This is a genomic window from Qipengyuania vulgaris, from assembly GCF_009827325.1.
GTDB classification, from domain to species: Bacteria; Pseudomonadota; Alphaproteobacteria; order Sphingomonadales; family Sphingomonadaceae; genus Qipengyuania; species Qipengyuania vulgaris.
Genome location: NZ_WTYC01000001.1, coordinates 640,084 through 664,799 on the forward strand (window position 1 = coordinate 640,084; position 24,716 = coordinate 664,799).

General features: G+C 59.4%; 20 protein-coding genes. 6 read left to right on the forward strand and 14 right to left on the reverse strand.

From position 1 onward, the window contains the following. Positions 1-13: 13 nt before the first annotated feature. From GRI69_RS03140 to GRI69_RS03170, 7 genes are all read right to left on the reverse strand, one after another. Positions 14-1,105, reverse strand: coding sequence for an acyl-CoA dehydrogenase family protein (locus GRI69_RS03140; protein WP_160726828.1), 1,092 nt, complete (start codon positions 1,103-1,105; stop codon positions 14-16). Further along, the gene (locus GRI69_RS03145; protein WP_063506922.1) at positions 1,105-2,355 is read right to left on the reverse strand and encodes an acyl-CoA dehydrogenase family protein; all 1,251 of its coding nucleotides are present in this window, start codon (positions 2,353-2,355) and stop codon (positions 1,105-1,107) included. Before GRI69_RS03145 ends, GRI69_RS03140 begins: the two co-directional genes overlap by 1 nt. 6 nt (positions 2,356-2,361) lie before the next feature. Beyond that, entirely contained in the window at positions 2,362-2,838 is a 477-nt protein-coding gene (locus GRI69_RS03150) for a Zn-ribbon domain-containing OB-fold protein (RefSeq protein ID WP_006834185.1), read from the reverse strand. Further along, a complete protein-coding gene (locus GRI69_RS03155; protein WP_050599565.1) occupies positions 2,835-4,007 on the reverse strand; it encodes a thiolase C-terminal domain-containing protein in 1,173 nt (390 codons plus the stop codon). The genes GRI69_RS03150 and GRI69_RS03155 overlap by 4 nt, the downstream gene beginning before the upstream one ends. Continuing rightward, positions 4,004-4,696 (reverse strand): Coq4 family protein, encoded by a 693-nt coding sequence (locus GRI69_RS03160; RefSeq protein ID WP_160726829.1) that lies wholly within the window; start codon positions 4,694-4,696, stop codon positions 4,004-4,006. The genes GRI69_RS03155 and GRI69_RS03160 overlap by 4 nt, the downstream gene beginning before the upstream one ends. An 80-nt stretch (positions 4,697-4,776) precedes the next feature. Then, entirely contained in the window at positions 4,777-5,919 is a 1,143-nt protein-coding gene (locus tag GRI69_RS03165; RefSeq protein WP_006834188.1) for an NAD(P)H-dependent flavin oxidoreductase, read from the reverse strand. 50 nt (positions 5,920-5,969) lie between these two features. After that, on the reverse strand, positions 5,970-6,776 hold the full coding sequence (locus tag GRI69_RS03170; RefSeq protein ID WP_234036496.1) for a FadR/GntR family transcriptional regulator: 807 nt from the start codon (positions 6,774-6,776) through the stop codon (positions 5,970-5,972). A gap of 123 nt (positions 6,777-6,899) precedes the next feature. On the opposite strand from GRI69_RS03170, the gene GRI69_RS03175 reads away from it, so the two are divergent. The 5 genes from GRI69_RS03175 to GRI69_RS03195 all read left to right on the forward strand — a co-directional run bounded on the left by GRI69_RS03175 (position 6,900) and on the right by GRI69_RS03195 (position 13,786). Then, positions 6,900-8,162, forward strand: a complete 1,263-nt coding sequence (locus tag GRI69_RS03175; protein WP_006834190.1) for a cytochrome P450 — start codon at positions 6,900-6,902, stop codon at positions 8,160-8,162. 28 nt (positions 8,163-8,190) lie between these two features. Continuing rightward, positions 8,191-8,517, forward strand: coding sequence for a 2Fe-2S iron-sulfur cluster-binding protein (locus GRI69_RS03180; protein ID WP_006834191.1), 327 nt, complete (start codon positions 8,191-8,193; stop codon positions 8,515-8,517). A 68-nt stretch (positions 8,518-8,585) separates the two neighbouring features. After that, positions 8,586-9,797, forward strand: a complete 1,212-nt coding sequence (locus GRI69_RS03185) for an acyl-CoA dehydrogenase family protein (protein ID WP_160726830.1) — start codon at positions 8,586-8,588, stop codon at positions 9,795-9,797. Positions 9,798-9,815: 18 nt separating this feature from the next. Beyond that, positions 9,816-10,886, forward strand: a complete 1,071-nt coding sequence (locus GRI69_RS03190; protein ID WP_160726831.1) for an acyl-CoA dehydrogenase family protein — start codon at positions 9,816-9,818, stop codon at positions 10,884-10,886. Positions 10,887-11,053: 167 nt separating this feature from the next. Beyond that, positions 11,054-13,786, forward strand: coding sequence for a TonB-dependent receptor (locus GRI69_RS03195; RefSeq protein ID WP_160726832.1), 2,733 nt, complete (start codon positions 11,054-11,056; stop codon positions 13,784-13,786). A gap of 118 nt (positions 13,787-13,904) precedes the next feature. Here GRI69_RS03195 and GRI69_RS03200 read toward each other — a convergent pair. Next, a protein-coding gene (locus GRI69_RS03200; RefSeq protein WP_160726833.1) for an IS3 family transposase occupies positions 13,905-15,055 on the reverse strand; the annotation gives its coding sequence in 2 pieces (ribosomal slippage) (positions 13,905-14,803 and positions 14,803-15,055; 1,152 coding nt in all). 239 nt (positions 15,056-15,294) lie between these two features. Here GRI69_RS03200 and GRI69_RS03205 point away from each other — a divergent pair. Beyond that, the gene (locus GRI69_RS03205) at positions 15,295-15,933 is read left to right on the forward strand and encodes a TetR/AcrR family transcriptional regulator (RefSeq protein ID WP_063512598.1); all 639 of its coding nucleotides are present in this window, start codon (positions 15,295-15,297) and stop codon (positions 15,931-15,933) included. A 41-nt stretch (positions 15,934-15,974) separates the two neighbouring features. Here the strand turns inward: GRI69_RS03205 and GRI69_RS03210 are convergent, their stop codons facing one another. From GRI69_RS03210 to GRI69_RS03235, 6 genes are all read right to left on the reverse strand, one after another. Beyond that, complete coding sequence (locus tag GRI69_RS03210) at positions 15,975-16,592, reverse strand: ABC-type transport auxiliary lipoprotein family protein (RefSeq protein WP_094062454.1); 618 nt, start codon at positions 16,590-16,592, stop codon at positions 15,975-15,977. Then, entirely contained in the window at positions 16,589-17,554 is a 966-nt protein-coding gene (locus tag GRI69_RS03215; protein WP_237452903.1) for an MlaD family protein, read from the reverse strand. Before GRI69_RS03215 ends, GRI69_RS03210 begins: the two co-directional genes overlap by 4 nt. Then, entirely contained in the window at positions 17,497-18,264 is a 768-nt protein-coding gene (locus GRI69_RS03220) for an ABC transporter ATP-binding protein (RefSeq protein ID WP_160726834.1), read from the reverse strand. The genes GRI69_RS03215 and GRI69_RS03220 overlap by 58 nt, the downstream gene beginning before the upstream one ends. Further along, positions 18,261-19,361: an ABC transporter permease gene (locus tag GRI69_RS03225; RefSeq protein ID WP_160726835.1), complete on the reverse strand. Its 1,101-nt coding sequence runs from the start codon at positions 19,359-19,361 to the stop codon at positions 18,261-18,263. Before GRI69_RS03225 ends, GRI69_RS03220 begins: the two co-directional genes overlap by 4 nt. A 643-nt stretch (positions 19,362-20,004) precedes the next feature. Next, positions 20,005-21,456, reverse strand: a complete 1,452-nt coding sequence (locus GRI69_RS03230) for an efflux transporter outer membrane subunit (RefSeq protein ID WP_160726836.1) — start codon at positions 21,454-21,456, stop codon at positions 20,005-20,007. After that, entirely contained in the window at positions 21,453-24,716 is a 3,264-nt protein-coding gene (locus tag GRI69_RS03235) for a multidrug efflux RND transporter permease subunit (protein WP_160726837.1), read from the reverse strand. The genes GRI69_RS03230 and GRI69_RS03235 overlap by 4 nt, the downstream gene beginning before the upstream one ends.

Sequence of the window (24,716 nt, forward strand, 5' to 3'; positions counted from 1 at the left end):
CTAATTCATCGTCTCATGCGACCTGCGTCCACCCCTGCAAGGCCGCTGCTTCGGCCCGGACCGCTTCGGGACTTCCCAGAACCTGGCGGTCGAAACCGATTCGCTTGAACCAGAAATGCAGACCTAGGAGATCGGTAAAACCCATCCCCCCATGCACCTCGGTTGAGGTTCGGGCGACAAAACGGTGGACTTCGCCCGTATGTGATTTGGCATGGCATGCCACCAGCGAAGTCTCGTCGGGCGTCGCATCGAACGCATGGGCGGCATACCAGACCAGCGAACGGCATGGTTCATGGCGGGCAGCCATTTCCGCGCACATATGCTTGACCGCCTGGAAGCTGCCGATCACTCGTCCGAACTGTTCGCGCTGCCCGGCATAGTCGACCGCTTTTTCGATCATAGCCTGGCCCGCACCGAGGCTATCGGCGGCCAGGAGCACCCGGCCGGCGTCCCGCAGGCGCCTGACTGTGGCCCCACCATCGTCCGCGAGAGCCTCGCCCGCTACGCCAGAAAACCGCAGCTCCCCTACGCTCCGGGTGCGGTCGATCGTTTTGAGAGCAACCTTCTCCAGACCCGCAGCATCGCCAGCTACGAAGTGCATACGACCGGCGGTATCGGCTACCAGAAACGCGTCGGCTTCCAGGAAGTCGAGCGCGAACAAAGCCGTTCCGTCGAGCTTTGCGCCGTCGAAGTCCACGCCTGCCCGGTCCCGGATCTCCACCGTTTCCGCGATCGCGACGGCGATTTGCGCCTCGCCCTTCGCTATCCTCGGCAGCCAGTGCGCCTTCAACTCCTCGCTACCGCCCTGTGCCAGCGCAAGGGGTGCCAGTACATGGGCACCGATAAAAGGCACCGGCGCGACGGCATAGCCGAGCTGCTCGGCCACAGCGGCGGCATCGAGCATTGTCATCCCGAGCCCGTCATGTTGCTCGGGAACCATCATTCCCCAAATGCCGATTTCGCCCAGCGCCGAACGCACGTTGTCGCTGAAGGGAACCGAGCCCTCCGCGCATTCGCGCACATGATCGAGCGGACAAGTATCAGCAAGAGTGCGGCTGATCGCGTCGCAGAGCATCTCCTGGTCTTGCGAAAGTCCGAAATCCATCAGGCGGCTCCCTTATTCTGCCCGCTTGCAACGGCCGTCGCCTGTTCGACGGCGGGAGGCGTTGCGAACTTGGGTTCGCGCGGCATTTCCAGCCCGCGTTCGGCGATGATGTTCTTCTGGATCTGGGCGGTGCCTCCACCGATGATCAGACCAAGCTGGAACATGTAGTTCCACTGCCAGGCACCGTCTTCGCGCTCGCGCTCGCTTCCGTGATAGAGTATGCCCATCTCGCCCATTGCGTCGATCGCGAGCGCGGAAATCTGATGGGCGAGCTCACAGCTCTGCAGCTTCACGACAAGTTTCGCCATGCCGCCGGCATCCCCCCTAAGGCTGTTCGACAGGATGCGCATGCCGTTGAATTTCATCGCCGCGACTTCGGCTTGCAATGCAACCAGCCGGTCACGCAGAACGGCGTTGTCCATTGCGCAACCCTGGCCGATGCGTTCTTTTTGCATCAGCCTGACCAGCGCCTGGAGCCGGTTTTCCAGTGCATCGGGGTCGCCCAGCATGCCACGTTCATGGCCCAGTGTGGCATTGGCCACGTACCACCCCTGCCCGCGCTGCCCGACGATCTGATCCAGGGGAACCCGCACGTCGGTAAAGAACGTTTCATTGAACTCGGCATGACCGGTCATGGTCTTGAGTGGTCGGACCTCGATCCCTGGTGTGTCCATCGAGAAGATCAAGTAGGAGATGCCGCCGTGCTTGGGCGCGTCCGGTTCGGTCCGAACAAGGCAAAAGATCATGTCCGCCTGCTTGGCCGTGCTGGTCCAGATCTTCTGTCCGTTGATGACAAAGTCGCCATTTTCGACGCGGGCGCTGGTCTTGAGCGCGGCGAGGTCCGATCCCGCTCCAGGTTCCGAATATCCCTGACACCAGACTATCTCGCCATTTAGGGTCGGCTCGATCCATTGCCGTTTCTGGGCTTCGGTTCCGAGTTCCAGCAGCGTGGGAACGAGCATGGAAATGCCCTGGTTCGCAAGGCCTGCGGGGATGCCAGCGCGCGAAAATTCCTCGGCAATGATCCGCGATTTCAGGATGTCCGGCTCGGCTCCGTATCCGCCGTATTCCTTGGGAATCGTACGCGCCGTGTAACCATGCAGGATCAACAGCTTTTGCCATTCGACGGCTTCGGGGGAAGGGCGCGCGGCACGGCCTTGGCCATCGGGTGCGCGGTGACCGTGGGTTTGCAGGAACTGGCGCACTTCCTCGCGAAACGCGTCATACTGGGGTCCGTAGTCGAGATCCATCTTGGTCTATCCTTCTGCGCGCGCGATCGCGACGGGTCGGAATACTGGCAGGCGAAAATCTTCGGAGATCGGCTCGAAATCCAGCGTGACCGGCAGATCGAGCTCAAGCTCGTCGAGCGCGCAATCGACCAGCCGGGTTGCCATGCGCACTCCCTCCTCCAGTTCCACCACCGCAGCGATGAAGGGAATCTCGCCGGCGAAGGCGGGATGCAGTGCCTGATGGGTCACCGTCCAGGAAAACAGCGTGCCATTGCCGGTGCTACGCTCCCACGACCATTCAGGAGAACCGCATCGGGCGCACATATAGCGCGGCAAATGCCGAAAACTGCCGCATCCTTCGCACTGCTGGAAGTAAAGGTTGCCGTCCTGACACCGGTTCCAGAATTCCTGCTCCACCGGATCCTGCGGGCGCGGCTTTGGCTTGGCTGGTGCGGCCTGCGCCGAGGGGCGCATCTTGGGCGGCAGATCTTTCTCGTCGCTCACGCAAACCTCCTCAAAATCGCTATACTGCCGTCACCCAGATCGCCCCAGCCGGTCACCAGGCCGGTCTGGGCGCCTTCGACCTGCCGCTCCCCACAATCGTGGCGCAACTGACGCACCGCCTCGACGACATGGTTCAGTCCCCAAACATGGGCCTCGCTCAGCAGGCCGCCATGGGTGTTGACGGGATAGCGCCCGCCCAGCTCGATCTGGCCATTCGCGACGAACTCTGCCTGTCCACCTGGTTCGCAATAGCCCAGGGCCTCCAGCTGAAGGAGAACCACGTAGGTGAAGCAGTCGTAGATCTGCAGAAAATCCATGTCTTCGCGATCGACCCCCGCCATTTCGAACGCGCGCGGCGCGGCGTAGCTCAGGCCGATCTTGAAGGGGTCGGGACGCGAAGGGATATCGTCGGCGGGGTAAGGATGCCCTTCAGCCGCACCGGCGATGCTCACGGGAACATGCGGCATGTCCCTGGCGCGGTCCATTCGCGAAACCACGACTGCGCATGCCCCGTCAGTCTCCAGACAGCAATCGTAGAGGCGAAAGGGTTCGGATATCCAGCGCGCGGAATGGTAGGTTTCGGCATCCAGTTCCCGGCCATAAGTGAAGGCCTGCGGATTCATCTGCGCATGGCGACGGCACGCCAGTGCAACGGCCGCCATCGCTTCCGGGCCGATATCGTAAATTCGGGAGTGCCGGGTGGCGAGCCAGGCATACATCTGCACCGGCAGGAACACGCCATACGGAATGTAATAGCCTTGGATCGTATTCGTCAGGGTGTTCATGTTCATCGGCCGCGTCGGCGGTGCGCCAGGCTTGGGCCGCAAGGCGGAATAACCGTTCCACCCGAGCGTCACCAGCACATGGTCGCATAAGCCGCTGGCAATTGCCATCGCGGCGTTCTGGAGTGCCGTGGTAGGGCTCGCCCCGCCCATGTGGACCGTAGAGGCATAGCGCAGAACTTCGATACCGAGGTTAGCCGCCATCTCTTCCGAGGTGGTGTAGATCGGCGGAGGAACCATGCCGTCGATATCCGACGGCTTCAGCCCTGCATCTGCTATGGCTTTGCGCGATGCTTCCAGCATCATGTCGACCGCGGTTTTCTCGGTGCCTTTCACGAAAGCGGTTTCGCCCACTCCGGTGATGGCCGATTTGTCGCTTAAGCTCATGCCTGCCTGACCGCCTGGTAATCGCGTTCGAGCTGTTCGGAAAGAGCGCGCACCCTCTGATAGGTCTCCGGCGGACGCAGTCGCAACCCGCGGCGGACATCCTCCAACGGACGATCGAGATTTTCTTCCCAGTAGAAGGTGGTCAGATCGGCTGCAGCCCGGCCCCGGCGCCACGCTTCAAATGCAGCGCGCGCCACTGGCAACTGGGCAGCTTCCAGTTTCATCTTGGGAATGCCGACGCCCAAGATGAAAGCGATCCCGTGATTATAGAATTGCGCGTTTCCGAAGGACAGCACGCACAATTCGCCCAGTGCGTCCCTGCCGTATCCGGCGACGTCATGAAACAGGTCATGCGAATCGCGAAGGCGCCGACGATAGAGGGAAACATCGGGGTCGCCGAGGTCCTCCAGACCTCCGGCCTCGCTGGCTTCCGCCAGACCTTCTGCTGTCAGACCCTCCCCGTAAACAAAATCGAGGTAGGCTCGGCCAAGCGTGCCAGACGCACAGGTCGCAAGGCGTTTGCGATCGCACAAGGTTTCAAGTAGGTCGGCCCGGTCGGAAGCGATACGCCGCCCATCGCTCGACTTCATGAAGCGATTGAAATTCCGATAATAGGAATTGCCCGACAATGCCTTGACGATACGGAACACCTGCGCCGTATCCTCCTTGTCGGCAATCAACTGCCTCATTGCCCCAGCGCTCTGAGAGGCTCTACGGGGCGGCGCAATTCATGACCTTTGGCGTAAGCCATCTTCTTGCCTCCTGCGCTTCACTTGTAGATACCAGCGGACGCCAACGCCTTCTCGGCTCCATCGACCAGGTCGCGCATCACTTCGGCGGCAGGCCGGATCGAATCGATCAGGCCGATGCCTTGCCCCGCGAAGCCGGGGATGACATCCTTGCGCTCTGCCTTGATCCCGGAGGCCATGACCGGGCCGGAGATCATCGACTGATAGGGCATCGGCAGAGGCTCCTTTCCGGCCTGCACCCAGGCGTCGGCCCATTTGTTACGGATCATGCGCGCCGGTTTGCCGGTAAGCGATCGACTAACGACCGTATCGGCATCGCCGCTTTCGGTGATCGCCTCTTTCTGGAAGCGCTCGATGCCCGCTTCCTCGGTCGCGAGAAATGCCGTGCCGACCCACGCGCCCTCTGCCCCCAGCATCATCGCAGCGGCAACACCCCGGCCATCCGAGATACCGCCGGCCCCAAGGACAGGAACACGATCGCCAACGGCGTCGACCACCTGGGGAATCAAGGAAATAGTCCCGATCGGCGAGTTGTGACCTCCGCCATCGTGCCCTTGCGCGACGATCATGTCGATGCCCGACCCGACGACCTGTTCGGCGTGCTTGACCTTGCCGATCACCGCCATGACCTTGGTGCCATTGGCATGGAGCCGATCCATCCACGGTTCAGGATTGCCAAGGCCGGCAGCATAAACCGGCACCTTTTCCTCGATCACCACTTCCATCTGCGCCTCAAAGAATTCCTTCGAGAACAACTGCGGGCCGCCCTTGCCCATTTCAGGCGCGCCCGCCGCCCGCATGGCGGCGGCAGCATCGACCTCCGGAAGCTCTTCACGATCCATGAAGTCGCGCGCGAACTGCTGATATTCACCCATCAGATCCATGGGATTTTGGGGTGCAGCACCGCTTTGAGGGGCAGAGCCGCGCCTGACCGACGCGGGGAGCAGCGTATCGACACCGAAAGGTTTGTCGGTCAATTCCCGGGTCTGGCGAATCCAGTCACGCAACTGATCGGGCGAACACGCCGCGGCACCCAGGACCCCGAGCCCGCCGGCATTCGAAACCGCAGCCGCCAGCGCCGGAACGCTCGCTCCGCCCATCCCGGCAAGCAGGATCGGGTACCGGATCCCCAGCATTTCGCATATTCGGCTCTTCAACGCCATTCTTCCTCTCCAGCCACTTGCCTAAACGCACACTCAAACTATTGAAAATTCTACAGCTGCCCCCACCGCACCCGCTGCGAGACCAGCTCGGGGCTGCGCTCCGAAAGATAGACGGCAGAGCCGGCCACCAACCGGCTCATTGCTTGACGGGCCGCGGCGCTGTCGCCAGTCCGCACTGCCTCGAGCACCCGCACCAGAAACTTCATCTGCACCGCCCGTTCCTGTGCCGAATATCCCAGCGAATGGGAAAACTCGCGGGTCAACAGATGCATCGCAGAGGTCAGCAAACCGAACAGCGGATTGCCGCTCGCCCAACCCAACAAGTCGTGAAATCTGCGATTAAGTTCCTCGAATTGATCAGAGGCTTCATGATGCCTCAATTCCGCCAGACACCCTGCCAACGCGCTGAGATCAGCGGTAGTTGCACGCTGGGCTGCATACCCTGCGACATCGGGAGCAATTGCTTCGCGCAATTCAAGCAAACCACGCAAATCGGCTTCCATGAAATGCAGAATCAATGACAAACTGCTTGCAAAATCGCCGGTCTGCGGACGGGCTACGACGGGACCTCCACCACGGCCGAGCTGGAGATGGATGACCCCTTGCAATTCCAGGAACCGCAAAGCCTCCCGCAAAGTTGCGCGCGCAACCTCGTAACGCGCGAGCATTTCATCCTCGCGCGGAAGCCTGTCACCCGGGTTATGGCGACCCGCCTCGATGTCCCGCACGATGCTTTGCGCAAGAGAAAGGGCACGCTTGGCCTTCTTCACCGCTGACATCCGCCACTCATCAGCACACCCGCACCTCTCGAATAAAAAGTATAAGGATATTAGCAAACCTTCGTTGGATCGGCACACTATCCGATGGGATTGGTGTCTGCAAGGGACTAAAAGAGTATACGATTTATTGACTGCACGAGATGTCTCCCTTAAGGATGACTGAAGGCCGATCAGGCCTGAGATGTAGAAGGAATAGTTCTTATGGACAGCCAGATCGCCGAGCCGGATGCCGCGGCGAGGATCGCGTCAATTCCGATCGAGGAAATCGACGTGGCCCGGCCAAGCCTGTTTCAGAACGATACCATCGGTCTATTTTTTGACAGGTTGCGCGCCGAAGAACCTGTCCACTACTGCCGCGAGAGCTATGTCGGCCCTTACTGGTCCATTACCAAGTTCGACGACATCATGGCGGTGGACACCAATCATAAGGTCTTCTCTTCGGAAGCGAAGCTAGGCGGAATTGCAATCCAGGACATGCATTCGGTGGAAGGCGCGCTCGAACTTGAAATGTTCATAGCGATGGACCCGCCCAAGCACGATCAGCAGCGCAAGGCGGTGACTCCGGCAGTGGCTCCGTCCAACCTGCAACTGCTCGAGCCGATCATCCGCAAGCGCGCGGGAGAGATTCTCGATGAACTCCCGATTGGCGAAGATTTCGACTGGGTGGATAAGGTTGCGATCGAGTTGACGACGATGACGCTGGCAACCTTGTTTGATTTCCCTTGGGAGGAGCGGCGCAAGCTGACGCGCTGGTCCGATGTAGCAACTGCGGCACCTGAAACCGGGATCGTCGAATCCTACGAGGCGCGGCGCGAAGAACTCATCGGTTGCGCGATGTATTTCAAGACTCTGTGGGACGAACGGATAAACGAGGAGCCGAAGAACGACCTCATCTCGATGATGGCTCATTCTCCCGCCACGCGCGACATGCCGTTCCTCGAGTTTCTCGGCAATCTTATGCTGCTGATCGTCGGTGGAAACGACACAACACGCAATTCCATCAGCGGCGGCGTGCTCGCCTTGAACCAAAGCCCGGACGAGTACGCGAAACTCGACGCGGATCCTTCGCTCATTAGCAAAATGGTTCCGGAAATCATCCGTTGGCAGACCCCCCTCACTCATATGCGCCGCACCGCGCTGGAAGATTGGGAGATCGGCGGCAAACAGATCAAGAAGGGCGACAAGGTGGTGATGTGGTACCTGTCAGGCAACCGCGACGAGAGTGCTATCGAGCGCGCGGACCAGTTCATCATCGACCGCAAAAATCCGCGCCATCACCTCTCATTCGGCTATGGCATTCACCGCTGCATGGGAAACCGGCTCGCGGAACTGCAGCTGCGGATCATCTGGGAAGAAATTCACAAGCGCTTTTCCCGGGTCGAGGTTACAGGTGAACCAGAGCGTCTTTTTTCAAACCTCGTCCGCGGAATCACCAGGCTGCCGGTGCGGCTCCGCGCCCGCTGACTCTCGAGATCGAAATGCGGAGTTCAAGATGATCAAAATTACGTTCGTGGCTAGCGATGGTGAGCGACGGGAGGTCGAAATAGAAGAAGGCGAGACAGCCAGGGAAGCGGCGCTATACAATGACGTGCCGGGTATCGATGGCGATTGCGGAGGGGTATGTGCTTGCGCGACCTGTCATGTGCATGTCGATCCCGAATGGATCGACAAGGTGGGTCGGCTTATGCATGATGGAATGGAGGCCGACCTCTTGCAGTTCGCCGAAGGCACCACTGAATACAGTCGCCTTGCCTGTCAGATTCCGATGAAGCCGATGCTGGATGGATTGGTTCTTCACCTACCCGAACAACAATACTGACGGAGGGATCCTCGTCCCCGTAGCCTACATTCTTATCTGTCTTTCCTTGATTCTTCGAGAAAACACCCATGGCCACACAAATCGAGCCCGCAACCCAGACCGACGAAGACGCCTTCCGCGCGGAAGTGCAGCAGTTTCTGGCGGACAATTTTCCCGCCGAACTCAAGGGCCAGTCGAACGCGCTGGCCGGCGTGGACGGCCCCACCAATGAAACGCCGGCGCAGACCAAGTGGCGCGAAGCCGTGGGCGCGCGCGGCTGGGGCACCCCCACCTGGCCGAAGGAATACGGCGGCGGCGGCCTCACCAAGGCGCAGGCCAAGATCATCGACCAGGAATTCGCCAAGGCGGGTGCCTACAACCCGATCGGCGGCATGGGCGTCATGATGTTCGGCCCGACGCTGCTCGAATACGGCAACGAGGCACAGAAGCAGGAGCATATTCCGCCGATCTGCCGCGGCGAAATCCGCTGGTGCCAGGGCTATTCGGAACCCAATGCCGGCTCTGACCTCGCGAACCTCCAGACCTTTGCCGAGGACAAGGGCGACCACTACCTTGTCAACGGCCAGAAGACCTGGACCAGCGGCGGCCAATGGGCCGACAAGTGCTTTGCAATTGTACGAACCGACAAGAGCGACAAGCACAAGGGCATCAGCTTCATGCTGATCGACATGGACACGCCCGGCGTCGAAGTCCGCCCGATCACCATGATCAGCGGGACCAGCCCGTTCTGCGAAACCTTTTTCACCGACGTGAAGGTCCCGAAGGAAAACCTCGTCGGCGAGGAAGGCCAGGGCTGGACCGTCGGCAAGCGCCTTCTGCAGCACGAGCGCACCAACATCTCGGGCGGCGGCAGCCTCGCCCGACTCATGGGCCAGAGCCTTGGCGATATCGCCAAGAAGTACCAGCCGACGGGCGCCGACGGCGAACTCGCCGATGCGGTGCTGCGCGACAAGATCGCTGATTTCGAAATCCGCTGGAACAGCTTCCTGCTCACCGCGCGCCGCGCGATGGAAGAGAGCAAGGCAGCTGGCGGCGTCTCCGAAATCAGCTCTGTGCTCAAGAAGCTCGGCACCAAGCTGAGCCAGGAACGCAGCGAATTGCTGATCGAAATCCGCGGGTTGCAGGGCCTCGGCTGGGAAGGCGACGGCTTTTCGGACGGCGAGCTCGGGGCCGTGCGCGCGTGGCTCTTCGGCAAGGCCACGACGATCTATGGCGGCTCGACCGAAATCCAGAACAACATCATCGCCAAGCGCGTGCTCGGCATGCTCGACCACCAGTAAGAGAGGGGAGCAAGGACAATGGCAGTTCTCAACGAAGAACAGGAAATGCTGCGCGACATGGCGCGCGAATGGGTCGTCAACGAAAGCCCGGTCACCGAATTCCGCAAGGTCCGCGCCAGCGGCGAGCCCGAAGCCTTCAACCGCGACGCCTATGCGACGATGGCGCAGATGGGCTGGGCCGGGGTCATCATCCCCGAAGAGCACGGCGGGTCGGACTTCGGCTTCCTGTCCGCGGGCCTCGTCGTCGAGGAACTCGGCAAGACGCTGACCGCCAGCCCGCTGGTGATGAACACGGTAGCCGCGAGTGCCATCGTGCTGGGTGGCAGCGACGAGCAGAAAGCGAAGTGGCTGCCTAAACTGGCGAGCGGCAAGGCGATTGCGACGCTAGCGGTCGATGAGGGCGCAAAGCACGATCCGTCGAAGATCGAGACCAGCGTATCGGGCGGCAAGCTGTCGGGCACCAAGGCTTTCGTCCACGAGGCGCATGGTGCCGACCTGTTCGTAGTGGCCGCAAAGGACGGGCTTTATCTCGTGGAGAAAGGCGACGGCGTGTCGCTAGCCACGCGCAAGCTCACCGACCAGCGCAGCCATGCCGACGTCACCTTCGACGGCGCCGCGGCGGACAAGTTGGCCAGTGGCGGCGACAGCCTGCTGGACGACGTCCTCGACCGGGCGCGTGTCCTGACGGCGGCCGAAATGCTCGGCATGGCGCAGCAGGTGTTCGACGATACGCTCGCCTATCTGAAGCAGCGCGTGCAGTTCAACCAGGTGCTCGCGAGCTTCCAGGCGCTGCAACACCGCATGGCCCACCTCTTCGCCGATCTTGCGCAGATGCGTTCGGCTGTCGAGGCAGGGCTGCAAGCCGTCGATGGCGGCTTCGGTGTGGCGCGCGCGGCGACGATCGCCAAGGCGGAGGCCAACCGTGTCATGCACACCATGGCGAACGAGGGGATCCAGCTACACGGCGGTATCGGCATGACCGACGAATACGACGTCGGCTTCTACCTCAAGCGCGCCCGCGTGCTGGAGCAGAGCTTCGGTTCGTCGAGCTACCTCAAGGATCGCTTCGCGAAGCTGTCGAGCTACTAGAGACCTTCATGTAGAGACCTGCATTGCATTTTTGCCACATGCTGGTCGAAAATGCGGAATAATCTGTCAACCCAACCCACACGTCTTGAAATGAATCGCGCCTGTCGGCATCGGGTCCTGACACCGTGAAGTGCTCAGGATGGGGCACATTCGTAGAGGAGAGAGACATGAAAAGAATTCCATCACGCCACCATTGCGCCCTTGGTGCATTGGCAGTGGCACTGGCCTTCACGCCGACCGCCGTCTTCGCCCAGGACAGTGGCGAACCCGATGCGGATCTGGTCGAAGGGGCCGATGTCGAAGACCAGAACGTAATCATCGTTACCGCGCAAGGGCGATCGCAGGTCCTGGCGGATGTTCCGGTTGCCGTGTCGGCTGTCTCCGGAGAAACCCTCCAGAATTCGGGCGCCAGCGACATTCGTGAACTGAACCAGGTTGCGCCGTCCCTCCTTGTATCTTCCACCGGCAACGAAGCTAACGGTTCCGCGCGTATTCGCGGTATCGGCACGGTCGGCGACAACCCTGGTCTGGAAAGTTCGGTCGCGGTTTTCGTCGATGGAGTCTATCGCTCTCGTTCGGGAAGCGCCCTGAGTGAGCTCGGCCCTATCGACAGGGTCGAGATACTTCGCGGTCCCCAAGGTACTCTGGGCGGGCGGAACTCGTCGGCAGGCCTGATCAATATCTATACCGCACCGCCCGAGTTCGATTTCAGCGCGTATGGAGCCTTCACTTATGGCAACTATGATGCGATCCGCGTCGAAGGCGGCATAAACGCTCCGCTTGGCGACAGAGTAGCTGCGCGCGTTGACGGCGTGTATTTTGAGCGCGACGGCTTCTACAACGATATTACCAACGGCGGGACGATCAACAATCGCGATCGTTATCTGGTCCGCGGTCAGCTCCTGTTCGAACCCAATGACGACCTGTCCATTCGCCTTGTCGGGGATTATTCCAAAAAGGACGAAGCGTGCTGTGCCGCGACGTTCGTCCAGCCCGAGTTTGCCCCGCTTGCACGGATCAGCGCCGGATTTGATCCCTTTACGAGGCCATCGGATGGGGCCGCCCTGACGAGTACCGAAAATCCGATCGTTCCCGTTTTGCTTGCGCTTGGGCAGGATCCGCGTGCCCTCACCCAGGATACATTCAACCGCGACCTGTACCCTACGCCAGGCAGAAGCTACGAAGGCGAAACCGAAGACTACGGTATTTCGGCTGAGATGAATTGGGATTTCGGGAACGTCACGTTGACGTCTATCACGGGCTACCGTGAATATGCCAACAGCCAGGGATCTGACACCGATTACACTACTGTCGATATTCTCTACCGCGCTCCGACCGAGAATGCTCTGGCTCGAGACTTTGAAACATTCACTCAGGAACTGCGCCTTACCGGTGAGGCCTTCGATGGTAAACTGGACTGGTTGATCGGCGCGTATTACGCCAATGAAGAACTGCAGGTGCGTGACAATCTGCGGTTCGGCACCCAGTACGGCAATTTCGTAGCGTGCCGCATCGCTATCGCGATCAACCCGGCTTTGGTCAATCCGGGGGCTTCCAATTGCCTGGGTGCCAACGTGGCGGCATTGGACGGTACGCTGACCGGAAGCCCGGCATTCGGCGCTGCAACCCCGGCGATCCTCGCAGGTATCAACAACCTTGCAAGCATCAGCGATTTGGGAACGGTCAGCGAGGTCTACAATCAGACGAGTGAGAACTTCGCGTTCTTCACGCATAATATCTTTGCGATCACGGATACGCTCGATTTGACGCTGGGGCTTCGTTATACAAACGAAACCAAGGACTTCGACGCAACTTTCCGCAACGACAACACGGTTTGTCCGACAAACCGCAATCTGCTCGGAGGCTTTCTGGGTGTTCCGACTTTGGCACCTCTGGCCGGTGGTATCATCAGCCTTTCCTGCCAAGGCAATTCGACATCGGAGCTCGATGGAGTTTCTCTCGAAGACTCGCGCGAAGAAGAGGAGTTTACCGGCACGGCTATCCTGAGCTGGAAGCCAACTCCCGATCTGCTAGTCTACGGTTCGTATTCACGCGGCTACAAGGCGGGCGGTTTCAACCTCGACAGGTCTGCACTGTCAAATCCGCTTGCGTTCGATCCGGCCAATATCTCGGCAGCCGCGCTGCAGTTCGATGAAGAAACAGTCGATGCATATGAGATCGGCCTCAAATACTCGACACGCGAGTTCGGGGTTAGCATTGCAGGCTTCCGGCAAGAGTTCAGTAACTTCCAGTTGAACACGTTCAATGGGGCGTTCTACATCGTACAGACGGTCAATAGTTGCGATAGCGATCTCGGCGGGGCCGACAGAGACGCAAGCGCGACAACCGGTGCATGCTCTTCCGATGAAGTTGCACCAGGTGTGATCGCTCAAGGGGTCGAGATCGAAACCTATCTACGGCCCGCTCGTGATTTGGATATTACCCTTGGCGTCACCTATTCTGATGCGAGCTTTGAAGACAATCTTATCGGGGACGATACCGGGGCACCGCTCGACCCCGCACTACGCTTGCTGCCAGGCGACAACCTGTCGAATGCACCAGAGATCGTGGCAACATCGTCGCTTACGTGGACGCCGCCAATCGGCGACAGTGGGCTCGAAGGCCTGGTCTTCGTGAACGCTCGTATGGCTGGTGATTACAACACCGGCTCCGACCTGCTCTTCGGCAAGGAACAGGACAGCTTCGTCGTAGTGAACGGGCGTGTGGGTCTGACCAATATTGCGGATCGCTTCGCGATCGAGGGCTGGGTCAATAACTTGTTTGACGTTGGATATACGCAGGTGGCCTTCAACACGCCTTTCGTGGCTCCGCAACAAACGTTCTCCGCTTTTCTTGCGGAACCGCGGACTTACGGCATCACCGTGCGCGGCAAGTTTTAAACTTACTCGCTAATTGCAAGAGGGTTCGGCGCTTCGTTGTGTCGGACCCTCTTTTTTGACCCTCTCTTCTCAGCCAATGTAACTGGTCTGAGTGACGTGCTCCCCTGATTGTTACCATTCAGAGGTAGAGTCTCGCGCCTTCATGATTGATGTTTGATGGGATGGCAACGTGTCTGGTGGCATGCCCCCAGACACGTTCGCCGGCGATCTCGGCGGGGGTCTTCCCGCCCAGTTTCGAGTGTGGCCTGACCGTGTTGTAGTCGTGCCGCCATGCAGCGAGCACGAACCGGGCGTGCGCCAGCGAGGTGAACAGCGTCTCGTTGCGGCATTCGTCGCGCAGACGGCCATTGAAGCTTTCCACGAAGCCGTTCTGCATCGGCTTGCCCGGCGCGATGTAGTGCCACTCGACCCGCCGCTCCTGTGACCAGCGCAGGATGGCCGATGAGGTCAGTTCGGTGCCATTGTCGCTGACCACCGTGTGTGGCTTGCCGCGCATCCCGATCAGGCTGGTCAGTTCCCGGGCGACCCGCGCGCCTGACAGCGACGTGTCGGCCACCAGCGCCAGGCATTCTCGCGAGAAGTCATCGACCACGCACAGGATGCGGAAGCGGCGACCACAGATCAGGCTGTCGGATACAAAGTCGAACGACCACCGCTGGTTCGGACCATCTGGCAACACCATTGGCCTGCGCGTGCCCAGTGCCCGTTTCCGGCCGCCACGGCGGCGCACCCGTAGCCCTTCCTCGCGGTAGATGCGCAGCAACTTCTTGTGGTTGGGCCTCATGCCTTCCCGCGCCAGCAGGTAGCCCAGACGGCGGTAGCCGAACCGGCGACGCTCCGCTGCCAGCTCGCGCAACCGTTGCCGCAGTGCTCCGTCATCCGGCCTTGTCGGCTCGTAACGGATCACCCTGCGGCTCACACCAACCAGACTGCACGCCCGACGCTCGCTCAGCCCGTGCTGCTCACGGGCATGGGCGACGGCTTCCCGCTTCGCGCCGGGCGTTACCATTTTTTTGATGCCAGATCCTTCAGCACCACGTTGTCGAGCATCGCCTCGGCCAGCAGCTTCTTCAGCCGGCTGTTCTCCTGCTCGAGCGTCCGCAGCCGCCGGGCATCGGAGACCTCCAGCCCGCCGAACTTCGACTTCCACTTGTAGAACGTGGCTGAACTGATCCCGTGGCGGCGGCACACCTCCGCCGTCGGCATCCCAGCCTCCTGCTCCTTCAATACCGCGATGATCTGCTCTTCGCTGAACCTGCTTCGTTTCATTTTCGTCCGACTCCTTCGCGTCGGACTCTACCAAAAGCCGGTCACATTTCAGGGGAGCACGTCAGTCCGTCTCCTTGTCAGGGCCGGACTCTACCTATCATTGGAGGAAATTTAGGGGCTCAGACCACTTGCGAAACTGTTGGCTAACGCCTCTGTCTTCTTTAAGATGGCGGCAATGGCGAGACGGGCGAAACATGTTGGCGGAGAGAAGTGCGTGCCAGGTGATGGAATCAAGTTGAATGGGTAGGCCTACCCGCCAAGCTTCGAGGGTTCTGTCGAGAAAGATACTTCGGACCGCTCGTCAAGCCTTCCTGGATGAAGGATTCGTCAGAACAACAACCGATCACATTGCCGAGAAAGCGGCGATATCAAAACGAACCCTGTATTCTCGGTACACGGGCAAATCGGCACTGTTCGAGACTGTGATCTTGACGGAAATCCACGATCGGTTGAACGCTCTCGAACAGGACATACCGGACCTTGGCAATATCACTCTCGATCTTGTGGTCTTAGCCGAAAAGCTACTTTCGTGGATGCTTTCCGATGTGCATGTCGCTATGGAGCGCGTCGTGCTGGGGGAGGCCACGCGGTTCCCCGCACTTGCAAATAAAGTCTATGAGTTCGGGTTCATCCGCACCACAAAACTGGTGGTCAGAGTGTTGCAGAGAGCGAACGAAAAAGGCGAGATTGCCGTGTCAGATCCCGATTTTGCCGCTGAGCAATTCGTTTCGGCGGTGATCCTTTCACCGTTTCGTCGTGCGGCGCTGGGCATAACTGAAGCTGGCTACACCCCTGAAATTGCCGAACGAATGGATCGATCGGTAAACCTCTTCGTTTACGGTTGTCGACCGTCCGTTGCCGATAGTCCCTCACGATAAGCGGGGGTATGTGGAACCCGTTATCCAAACTGCACGACTAGTTATTCGCCCATATTTTCTCCGACCCAGACAGCCATCTCGTCAGCAATTTGCACACTTGCAGTGTTGAAAGCGTCGATGACTGACGAAACCGTGTTCTCTACTGCCGGCACTTGTCGGGAAAATTTCCCAACTGCCAGGGGGCCAGAGTTCGCAGCGCGAGCGAGTTCGGCTTGAGCGACCACACGGATAACCGGCGGCTTTTCGGACCCATTTTCGTAATAGGCCGCGTAAGAGGTGAATCTCGTAGAGAGCAAATGATGATCGGGTAATCCCGACTGGATCGGCACATAGGCCTGATTTACGTTGCGCTCTATGCTCTCCTTGAGCAGATCGCTTATCATCTCAGGGGCAGGGCTGGCCCACCGGGCCTCGGCCAAATATGTGATCTCCTGCATTTCGACAGTGGGGATCCGGTCTGCATCAGCACCTGAAGGCATCTGGGGTCGAGCGATATAAAGAGGTAAACGGCCTTGCGCGACAGCCGGTGCCGTGTCTGCATTGTTGCCCACCCGGTACAGGGACGTCTCGTCGCCAATTCCCAAAACACCGCCGCCGCACCCTGTCAGACCCACCAGCACCACGATGATCGGAAGGTTCTTCGATAGCAATCTGATCATTCTGACAGTTTCCTTTCACGGGGATTACGGCGCAGTTGACGAGAAAGCTGCTCTACTTCAGTCGCGGCTTTATCGAGCGATTCCAGTGTCTGGGCGATCCCTGATCCGTCCGGCCCGGCCAATCCGCTTGTGGCTGTATCGAGTTGCTGGATGACGGTGCGCGCCTCGGCGATCCCGGCCTTCAAATCTCTTGCGGCTGCCGACACGTCCGCGAAGGCCTCCCTGCCATCGCCTTCAATCGCCGTCCGTGCGGATTGCGCAGCACCTTCGACATCTGCAGCAGCGCGGTCCAGCCGGACCAATGTCTGTTCCGCTGTTTCAAACATACCACGACTGGCGCGCAGTTGCTCGGTGGTTGTCTTGACATCGGCAATCGCGGAAGAAATGTTCTCGATGTTTTCATCGGATAGAGCCCGATTAACGCGGCTCAGGACCTCCGAAGCATCGGCAAGCACCTCTCCGCCGCCATCCATCAGCGATTCCATCGAGCTTTCTTCCGCCTGGATGGTCGGTCGCTTATCGCTCGAGCTCTCCATTAGGAAAGGCTTTGTTGGCGTTCCGGCGCCGATCTGAATATGCTTGCCACCGGTAATTCCCTCGGACTCGGTCGTTGCCGTTGAATCTGATCGTACCGGCGTATCCTCTCGAACACGGATTTCGGTCACAACCAGATTCGGGTTGTCCGGATCGAGTTGGATTGACGTGACCTCCCCGACGGGAATCCCGTTGAATTGAACTTCGCTACCCTGGTTCAAGCCGCGAACAGGACCGTCGAAAACGACACGGTATTCGTCGAAATCACTGGTGAACTGCGATTGCCCCAACCACAGCACGAACGCGAAGGCAGCGCCCAGCAGGACAAGCGTCAGCCCGCCGATAAGACCGTAATTCGCTTCTCGCTCCATTAGCAATTCCTCTCCTTGGCGCGTTTCGCCCGGCCCGCGAAGAAATCCTTGACCCATGGATGATCGGACTGTTCCAACTCGGGAATTGAAGCAATCTCCACAATTTTACGGTCAGCAACCACAGCGGCGCGGTCGCAAATGGAGTAGAGACTGTCGAGATCGTGAGTTACCATGACTACGGTGAGGCCGAGCGTGTCGGTCAAGGTGCGGATAAGTTGATCGAATTCTGCCGCACCGATGGGATCAAGCCCTGAAGTAGGCTCGTCCAGAAAGAGTAATTCAGGGTCGAGGGCCAAGGCCCGGGCAACACTGACGCGCTTGCTCATGCCCCCTGAAAGTTCGGTCGGCTGTTGGCGCGCGACTTCCGCTTCGAGGCCCACCAGACCAATCTTCATCAAGGCGACACGCTTTAGCCATTCGCCGCGCAATTCGGCATGCTCGATCAAAGGCGCTTCGATATTCTGCTGAACGGTCAGCGATGAAAATAGCGCACCATGCTGGAACATCACGCCAATGCGGCGATCGACGGCAAGGCGATCAGAGGCATTCGACATTTCCTTGCCAAAAATTTCGATAGTTCCGCTATGCGGTTCAAAAAGGCCGAGGATGGCATTTACCAGAACCGACTTTCCGCTTCCCGATCCGCCAATGATTGCAAGAATCTCTCCCCGGCGCACCTCCAGGTCCAGATCTTCGTGAACGACATGGTCGCCAAACCGGGTGGTCAGACCCTGGACACTGATAATCTGGTCATTCTCTTCGCTCATATGCCGAACACATTGAAAAGAACGGCAAAGGCAGCATCAAGAAAGATGATGGCGAACAGCGCCTGGACAACTGCCACGGTGACTCGGGAGCCGAGTTGCTCGACATCGCCTTTGACAGCAAGGCCGTGCCGACATCCGGCAATGGCAATCACGGCAGCAAGAACCGGAACCTTCGCTATCCCGACCCAGAAATGGCGAATTTCCACCGCGCTTTCCAACCGCTCGATGAACAGGACCGGGCTTACGCCCATAATGCCCCAGCTGACGACCAGGCCCCCGGCCAGGCCAGCGATCATGGCGATGACCGAAAGTAACGGCATGGTGATGAGCAAGGACAAGAAACGGGGGAGGACAAGAGCGTCGAACAGATCGATACCCATAACCTGCATTGCCTCGGTTTCCTGGTTCATGCGCATCGCACCGATCTGGGCGGCAAAGGTCGATGTCGATCGCCCGGCAAGAAGGATTGCGGGTATCAACACGCCAAACTCTCGCAGGACCGATATGCCGACCAGTTCCACGACCAGTTCCGCTGCCCCCAATTGTTCCAGCAGATCGCTTCCAATCAGGGCGACCACCGCCCCGATGAAGAACGTCATGATGGCAATCAGCGGCAAGGATTCGAGTCCGGTTTTCTGGATTGACGATGCCAGGGCAACGGGCCTGATGCGGCTGGGGTTTGCGATCGAACGAACCAGAGAAACCTCTAGCTTCCCCAGAAACCGGGCGCTTGTTTTTATGGACTGTCCTGCCCGATAAACCACTTTCCCCAAGCGAACGTGCAGCGGGTGGCGGGCGGCCTCCGAAGCATCTTCTCCCTGGGTGGCGGCGTCCACGAGTTCGAACAAGCGCGCCAGATTTTCAGGCAGCCCCTCAATTTTTGCCGCTCCGGGCACAAGCGTCAGGATTGCAAGCGCGCCGACGCTGTCGACCCGACCTAGCTCGCTGCAGTCGATTTCCGGATGATCCGAAGAACCATACGAACCTGTCTGTGGGAGTTCTGCGAGGTTTTGCGTGGTCCAGTCGCCCGAAACGACCAACGTGGTATTTTCCTGTTCCTCTCGAACGGAAATCTCTGGCCGTGATCCCGGCTTCATCGAGCGAAGAGAACAGCTGGAAACAAAGGTGCATCAACAGAAACCGGAGCTGGTCGAGCAATGCACCCGGGATACACTCCAAATTCGCCGGAATCAGTCCGATCCACTTTGAACAAATAGCTCATGCCGCACTGTCTCTGACCCTTAAGTAAACTGATTCGTATCATTAACTTAGGGGGTAAGCAAGTGCGCCTGAAGGTCGCTCAAGCCATGTATCGAATTCGCAACTTCAGCTTTATCGCGCAGACGCGGGACATACTGTATCGTCATAGGATAGCCTATTGCAAACCGCCGACCATATCGAATCGGCTAGGCACGTACGGGCAGACATCGCCCGGGAAGAGCCTGGTACGGTACGGCTCTGCGCCATTGTCTCGCTTCGCATCGACCTTGCCTGAGGCGAAGCGATCTTCGTCCTGCCGTCGAACGTGTGAGACCTTCTGCCCCGGTCTCGATTGCTATTCGGGTGGCTCGTTTGCTCCTATAGCGAGTCAAAGACACAAGGCCCTCACATTGCGCTGCGGGGATATCGGAGCTTGGCGGACGACGGCGGCACTTGGCCCGAAGGCTGGCGCAGACTCGAGGTGAAATGCCGTCTGAACGACGTCCGCCCGAGTTGACCTTTGCCGTATTTGCAAGGGTTCTAGTAAGTCCCTTGCCAGAGGGGATTTTCGTCCCCAATCCCGCCGCCCAGAGCTACGAAAAGCGTGGCGCGGTTCTGGAGCAAGGCCCGTTCGGTCGCGAGAAGCTCCTGGCGGGCGTTGAACAGGTTTCGTTCAGCATCGAGAACCTCGAGATAATTGGCTACACCCTCCCGATAGCGCAGGCGCGCGATATGGGCGATCCGTTCCTGTGCGATCACGGCGCGTTCCAGGGTTGCAACCTGCTCGGCCAACCAACGACGTCCGGCCAGTGCATCCGAGACTTCACGGAAGGCCCCCTGGACGGTCCGATCGTAATTCGCCACCTGCTCGACCTCCAGGGCCTGGGCGAGAGCCAGATTGGCTTCGCGTGCGCCCCAGTCGAAAATCGGCAGCGAAATGGCTGGACCGAAGCTCCATCCCCAACCGCTGCCCGAAAACAGATCATCAAGGCTGCTTGACGAAAAGCCGGTATTGCCGGTCAGCGAGATAGTGGGGAAGAATGCTGCGCGAGCGGCACCGATATTGGCACGCGCTGCCCGTAGCTGTTCTTCGGCCGCGACGATATCGGGCCGTACAAAAAGCAAGGTGGACGGCAGGCCCGCGGCCAGCCGCCGCTCATTACCCTGCTGCGCCAGAGCGAGCCCGTCGGGAAGCGGATCGGGAATAGTACCACCCACCAATACTGCCAGCTGATTGTGTAGACGCGCCAATGTTAGCTGCTCGGCTGCCAATCGCTGTTCTGCCTGGGTCAGCAGTGTTTCCGCCTGACGGAAAGGCAGTGCCGAGGTCACGCCATTATCGAGACGCACCTTTGCAATCCGCAGCCCTTCGCGCCTGCTTTCGGCGGTGGCTTCGGCCAGGGCGATCTGTTCTTCTGTCTCGACGATTTCGTAATAGGTCGTCGCGGTATCCGCAATCAGCGAGAGATAGAAAGCACGCTGCGCGGCAACCGTTGCGAGATATTCGGCGCGCGCGGCATCGCTTAGGCTCGCGACCCGGCCCCAGAAGTCCAATTCAAAGGCACTGACGCCAACGCCTACGTCAAAGCGGTTAAACGTAATCGCATCGGGAGCACCCTCCACATCACCTGTGTCGAGCGCGGGATTGGCCGAAAGCGGCTGACGTGTGCGAACGGCACCTGCATCGGCAACGATATCAGGGAGTCTGCGGCTGTCCTGGATGCGATAACGCGCGCGAGCCTGTTCTATGCGCGCGGTTGCTGCCAGCAAATCACGATTATTCTCCAGCGCAAGGGCGACGAGGCCCTGCAGGCGAGGATCCACGAACCATTCGCGGTAGGAGAGCTGGGAAGCGACGACTTCGCCATCGGGCAAGTATTCACTGTCGAATGTGGGCGTCGTGGCTGGCGCGGGTCGGACATGGTCGGGCGCCATGCTGGCGCAACCTGCCAGCATCGTCGATGCCAAGGCCAGGGCAATCAAACGTTTCATCGGACTGGCTCCTCATCCGGACCCGGTTCCGTGTCGTCCGGCTTTGCCTTTTCGGGATCAGCCTCGTCCAGATGTCCGGCTGCGACCGGCTGCTTGCGGCTGACATTCCTGCGCACCAGCAGATAGAGCATCGGGATGAGGAAAATGCCGAAAATCGTTGTTGCGACCATTCCGCCCATCACTCCGGTACCCACCGAGATGCGGCTCGCCGCGCCGGCACCTGAAGCGAGCGCCAAAGGCACCATACCCATGGTAAACGCCAGCGAAGTCATGATGATTGGTCGCAGGCGCAGGCGGGCTGCAGCCTTTACTGCATCTATCCGTCGCAACCCACGTTCTTCTTCCTCGATCGCGAATTCGACAATGAGGATCGCGTTCTTGGCAGCCAGTCCAATAATCGTGATCAAGCCGACATTGAAATAGATATCGGCCGAAAGGCCCCGCAGCATGGAAAACACGACTGCGCCCAGCACGCCGGTGGGAACGATCAGCAGGACTGCTAGCGGCACCGCCCAGCTTTCGTAAAGCGCAGCAAGCACCAGGAACACGACAACTACCGACAAGGCGAGAAGAAAGCCGATCTGCCCACCCGCCTGTTTTTCTTCGTAAGAGAGGCCAGTCCATTCATAGCCGATGCCTTGCGGCAATTGCTCTGCGAGTTGCTCCATCTCGGCAAGCGCGGTGCCAGAGGACTCGCCGGGGGCGGCCGTTCCCGAAAGTGTCATCGCGGGGTATCCATTATATCGCGACAGGCTGGCAGGTGCTGCCGACCAACGGGCGGACGCAAAGGCGCTGAATGGCACCAGCTCCCCGCTTGCATTGGGAATGCGCAGGGCCATGATATCCTCGGGCGTCATCCGATAAGGGGCGTCTGCCTGTATTTGCACCTGCAGCACACGTCCGTCGCGGTTGAAATCGTTGACATAAGCTGAGCCGAAAGTGATCGATAGCGCGGTGTTCACATCGGACAGCGAAAGGCCGAGTGCACGGGCCTGAACCCTGTCAATTTCAACCTCGACCTCGGGGCTGGGGCCCTGGTCTTCCGGTCTCAGATTGGCGATCACTGGACTTTGAGAAGCGATGCCCAGCAGTTGGTCGCGCGCTGCTGTCAGAGTTTCGCGCCCCACCCCGCCACGATCCTGCAACTTGAGGGTGAAGCCGCTGGCTCTGCCCAGCGACTGGATTGCAGGAGGCTGGATTACAAAGGCACTGGCATTGTCGAGCTGCATGAAACGGTCCATCGCATCTGCCAGCATTTCGCCGGCGCTACTGCCGGGCCCATTCCGTTCTTCCCAGGGTTTGAAAGTTGTGAACATCAAGGCGTTGTTCTGCCCGCGTCCGAAGAAACTGAAACCGCGGACGAGTACGAGATTCTCAGTCTCCTCACGATCCATCCAATATCCGGTGATTGGCTCCAATGCCTCGTCAGTTCGAGCCTGGGTCGCACCAGGTTGGGTCTGTACCGCAGTGATAAGAAATCCCTGGTCTTCGGTCGGCAACATAGCGGATGGAAGACGGGCGAACAGCACCACCGTCAGCAGGACGAGCGTGAGGAAAACCGCGAAGCCGCGCCATGGCCGCGACAGGATACGGTCATTGGTGCGCCCGTATTTTTCCTGCATTCGCGCAAACCAACGGTTAAAACGCGAGAAAAAGCGCGCTCCGAAACCGCGGGTACGCGCCAGCATGCCTCGCCAACCCGCCGCTGGTTCAACCTCCGGATCAACGTTCACTTCTCCGGCATCATCGTGTCCATGATCCATCGGCTTGAGAAAGGTCGCGCACAAGGCGGGGGTAAGCGAAAGAGCCAGAAAAGCTGAAAAGAAGATCGCGATTGCCAGCGTGACCGAGAATTGCCGATAGATTCCCCCGGTGGAGCCGGGGAAGAACGCCATCGGGACGAAAACGGCAATCAATACCAGCGTGATACCGATGATCGCACCGGTGATTTGCCCCATTGCCTTGCGGGTAGCCTCCAGCGGCGGCAACCCTTCCTCGCGCATGATGCGTTCGACATTTTCAATGACCACGATGGCATCATCCACAAGGATACCGATAGCCAGGACCATGCCAAAAAGTGACAGAACGTTGATGGAGAAACCGAACAGCCACAATCCCAGACACGCCCCGGCCAAGGCGATCGGCACCACAAGTGTGGGGATGAGCGTGGCGCGCCAATTCTGCAGGAAGAGAAACATAACGAGAAAGACGAGGACCATTGCCTCGACCAGCGTTATGACGACTTCTTCCACCGACGCTTCGACGAATGGGGTAGTGTCGTAGGGGATCTCCCATGCCACATCAGGTGGCAAGCCTTCGTCGATTTCGGCCAGGCGTTCCCGGATACCTTCGGCCGTGGTCAAGGCATTGGCACCGGTAGCGAGTTGGATCGCCATCCCGGCCATCGGCTGGCCATTGAGGGTGGCGGAGGTCGCATAGGATTGAGCCCCGATCTCGACCCTCGCGACTTCACCCAACCGCACCACTGCTGCACCTGTGTTGGCCCGCAAAATAATGTTCTCGAACTCCTCCACGGTAGAGAAGCGGCCCTCGGTGGAGATGTTGGCCGTAATGAGTTGCCCTTCGGCAAGTGGTTGTGCGCCGATGGCACCGCCTGCCGTCTGAGCGTTTTCTTCGCGGACTGCTGTCAGCACGGCTGACGGAGACAGATTGTAGGAAGCCAGCGCTTCGGGATCGAGCCAGATGCGCATTGCATAAGGCGATCCGAACAACATAACGTCGCCCACGCCGTTTACCCGGCGTAGTTCGTCGATCACCTGGTTGGATGCGATATTACCAAGATCGGTGGAATCAAGACTTCCGCTGGCGGACGTCAAGGCTACGATCATGAGGAACCCCTCACTCGCCTGCCGAACTGTAATGCCTTGGCGGCGCACCTCCTCGGGCAGGCGGGCCTCCACCGTGCTGAGGCGGTTCTGCACCTCGGTTTGGGCGATATCGATGTCAGTGCCCGCTTCGAAGGTCAGAGTAATGCTGGCCTGCCCCGCCGAGGTGCTGGTCGAGGACATATAGAGAAAGCCATCGACCCCATTGAGTTGCTGCTCGATTACCTGAGTAACATTCTGCTCGAGCGTCTCTGCCCCGGCGCCTGGATAAACGACATTGATCGTCAGTGACGGCGGCGCGACTTCGGGATATTGTTCGACCGGCAGGGAGCGCAAGGCAAGCAGCCCCGCAAGAAGGATGGCCAGCGAAACCACCCAGGCGAAAATTGGTCGATCGATGAAGAAACGTGCCAT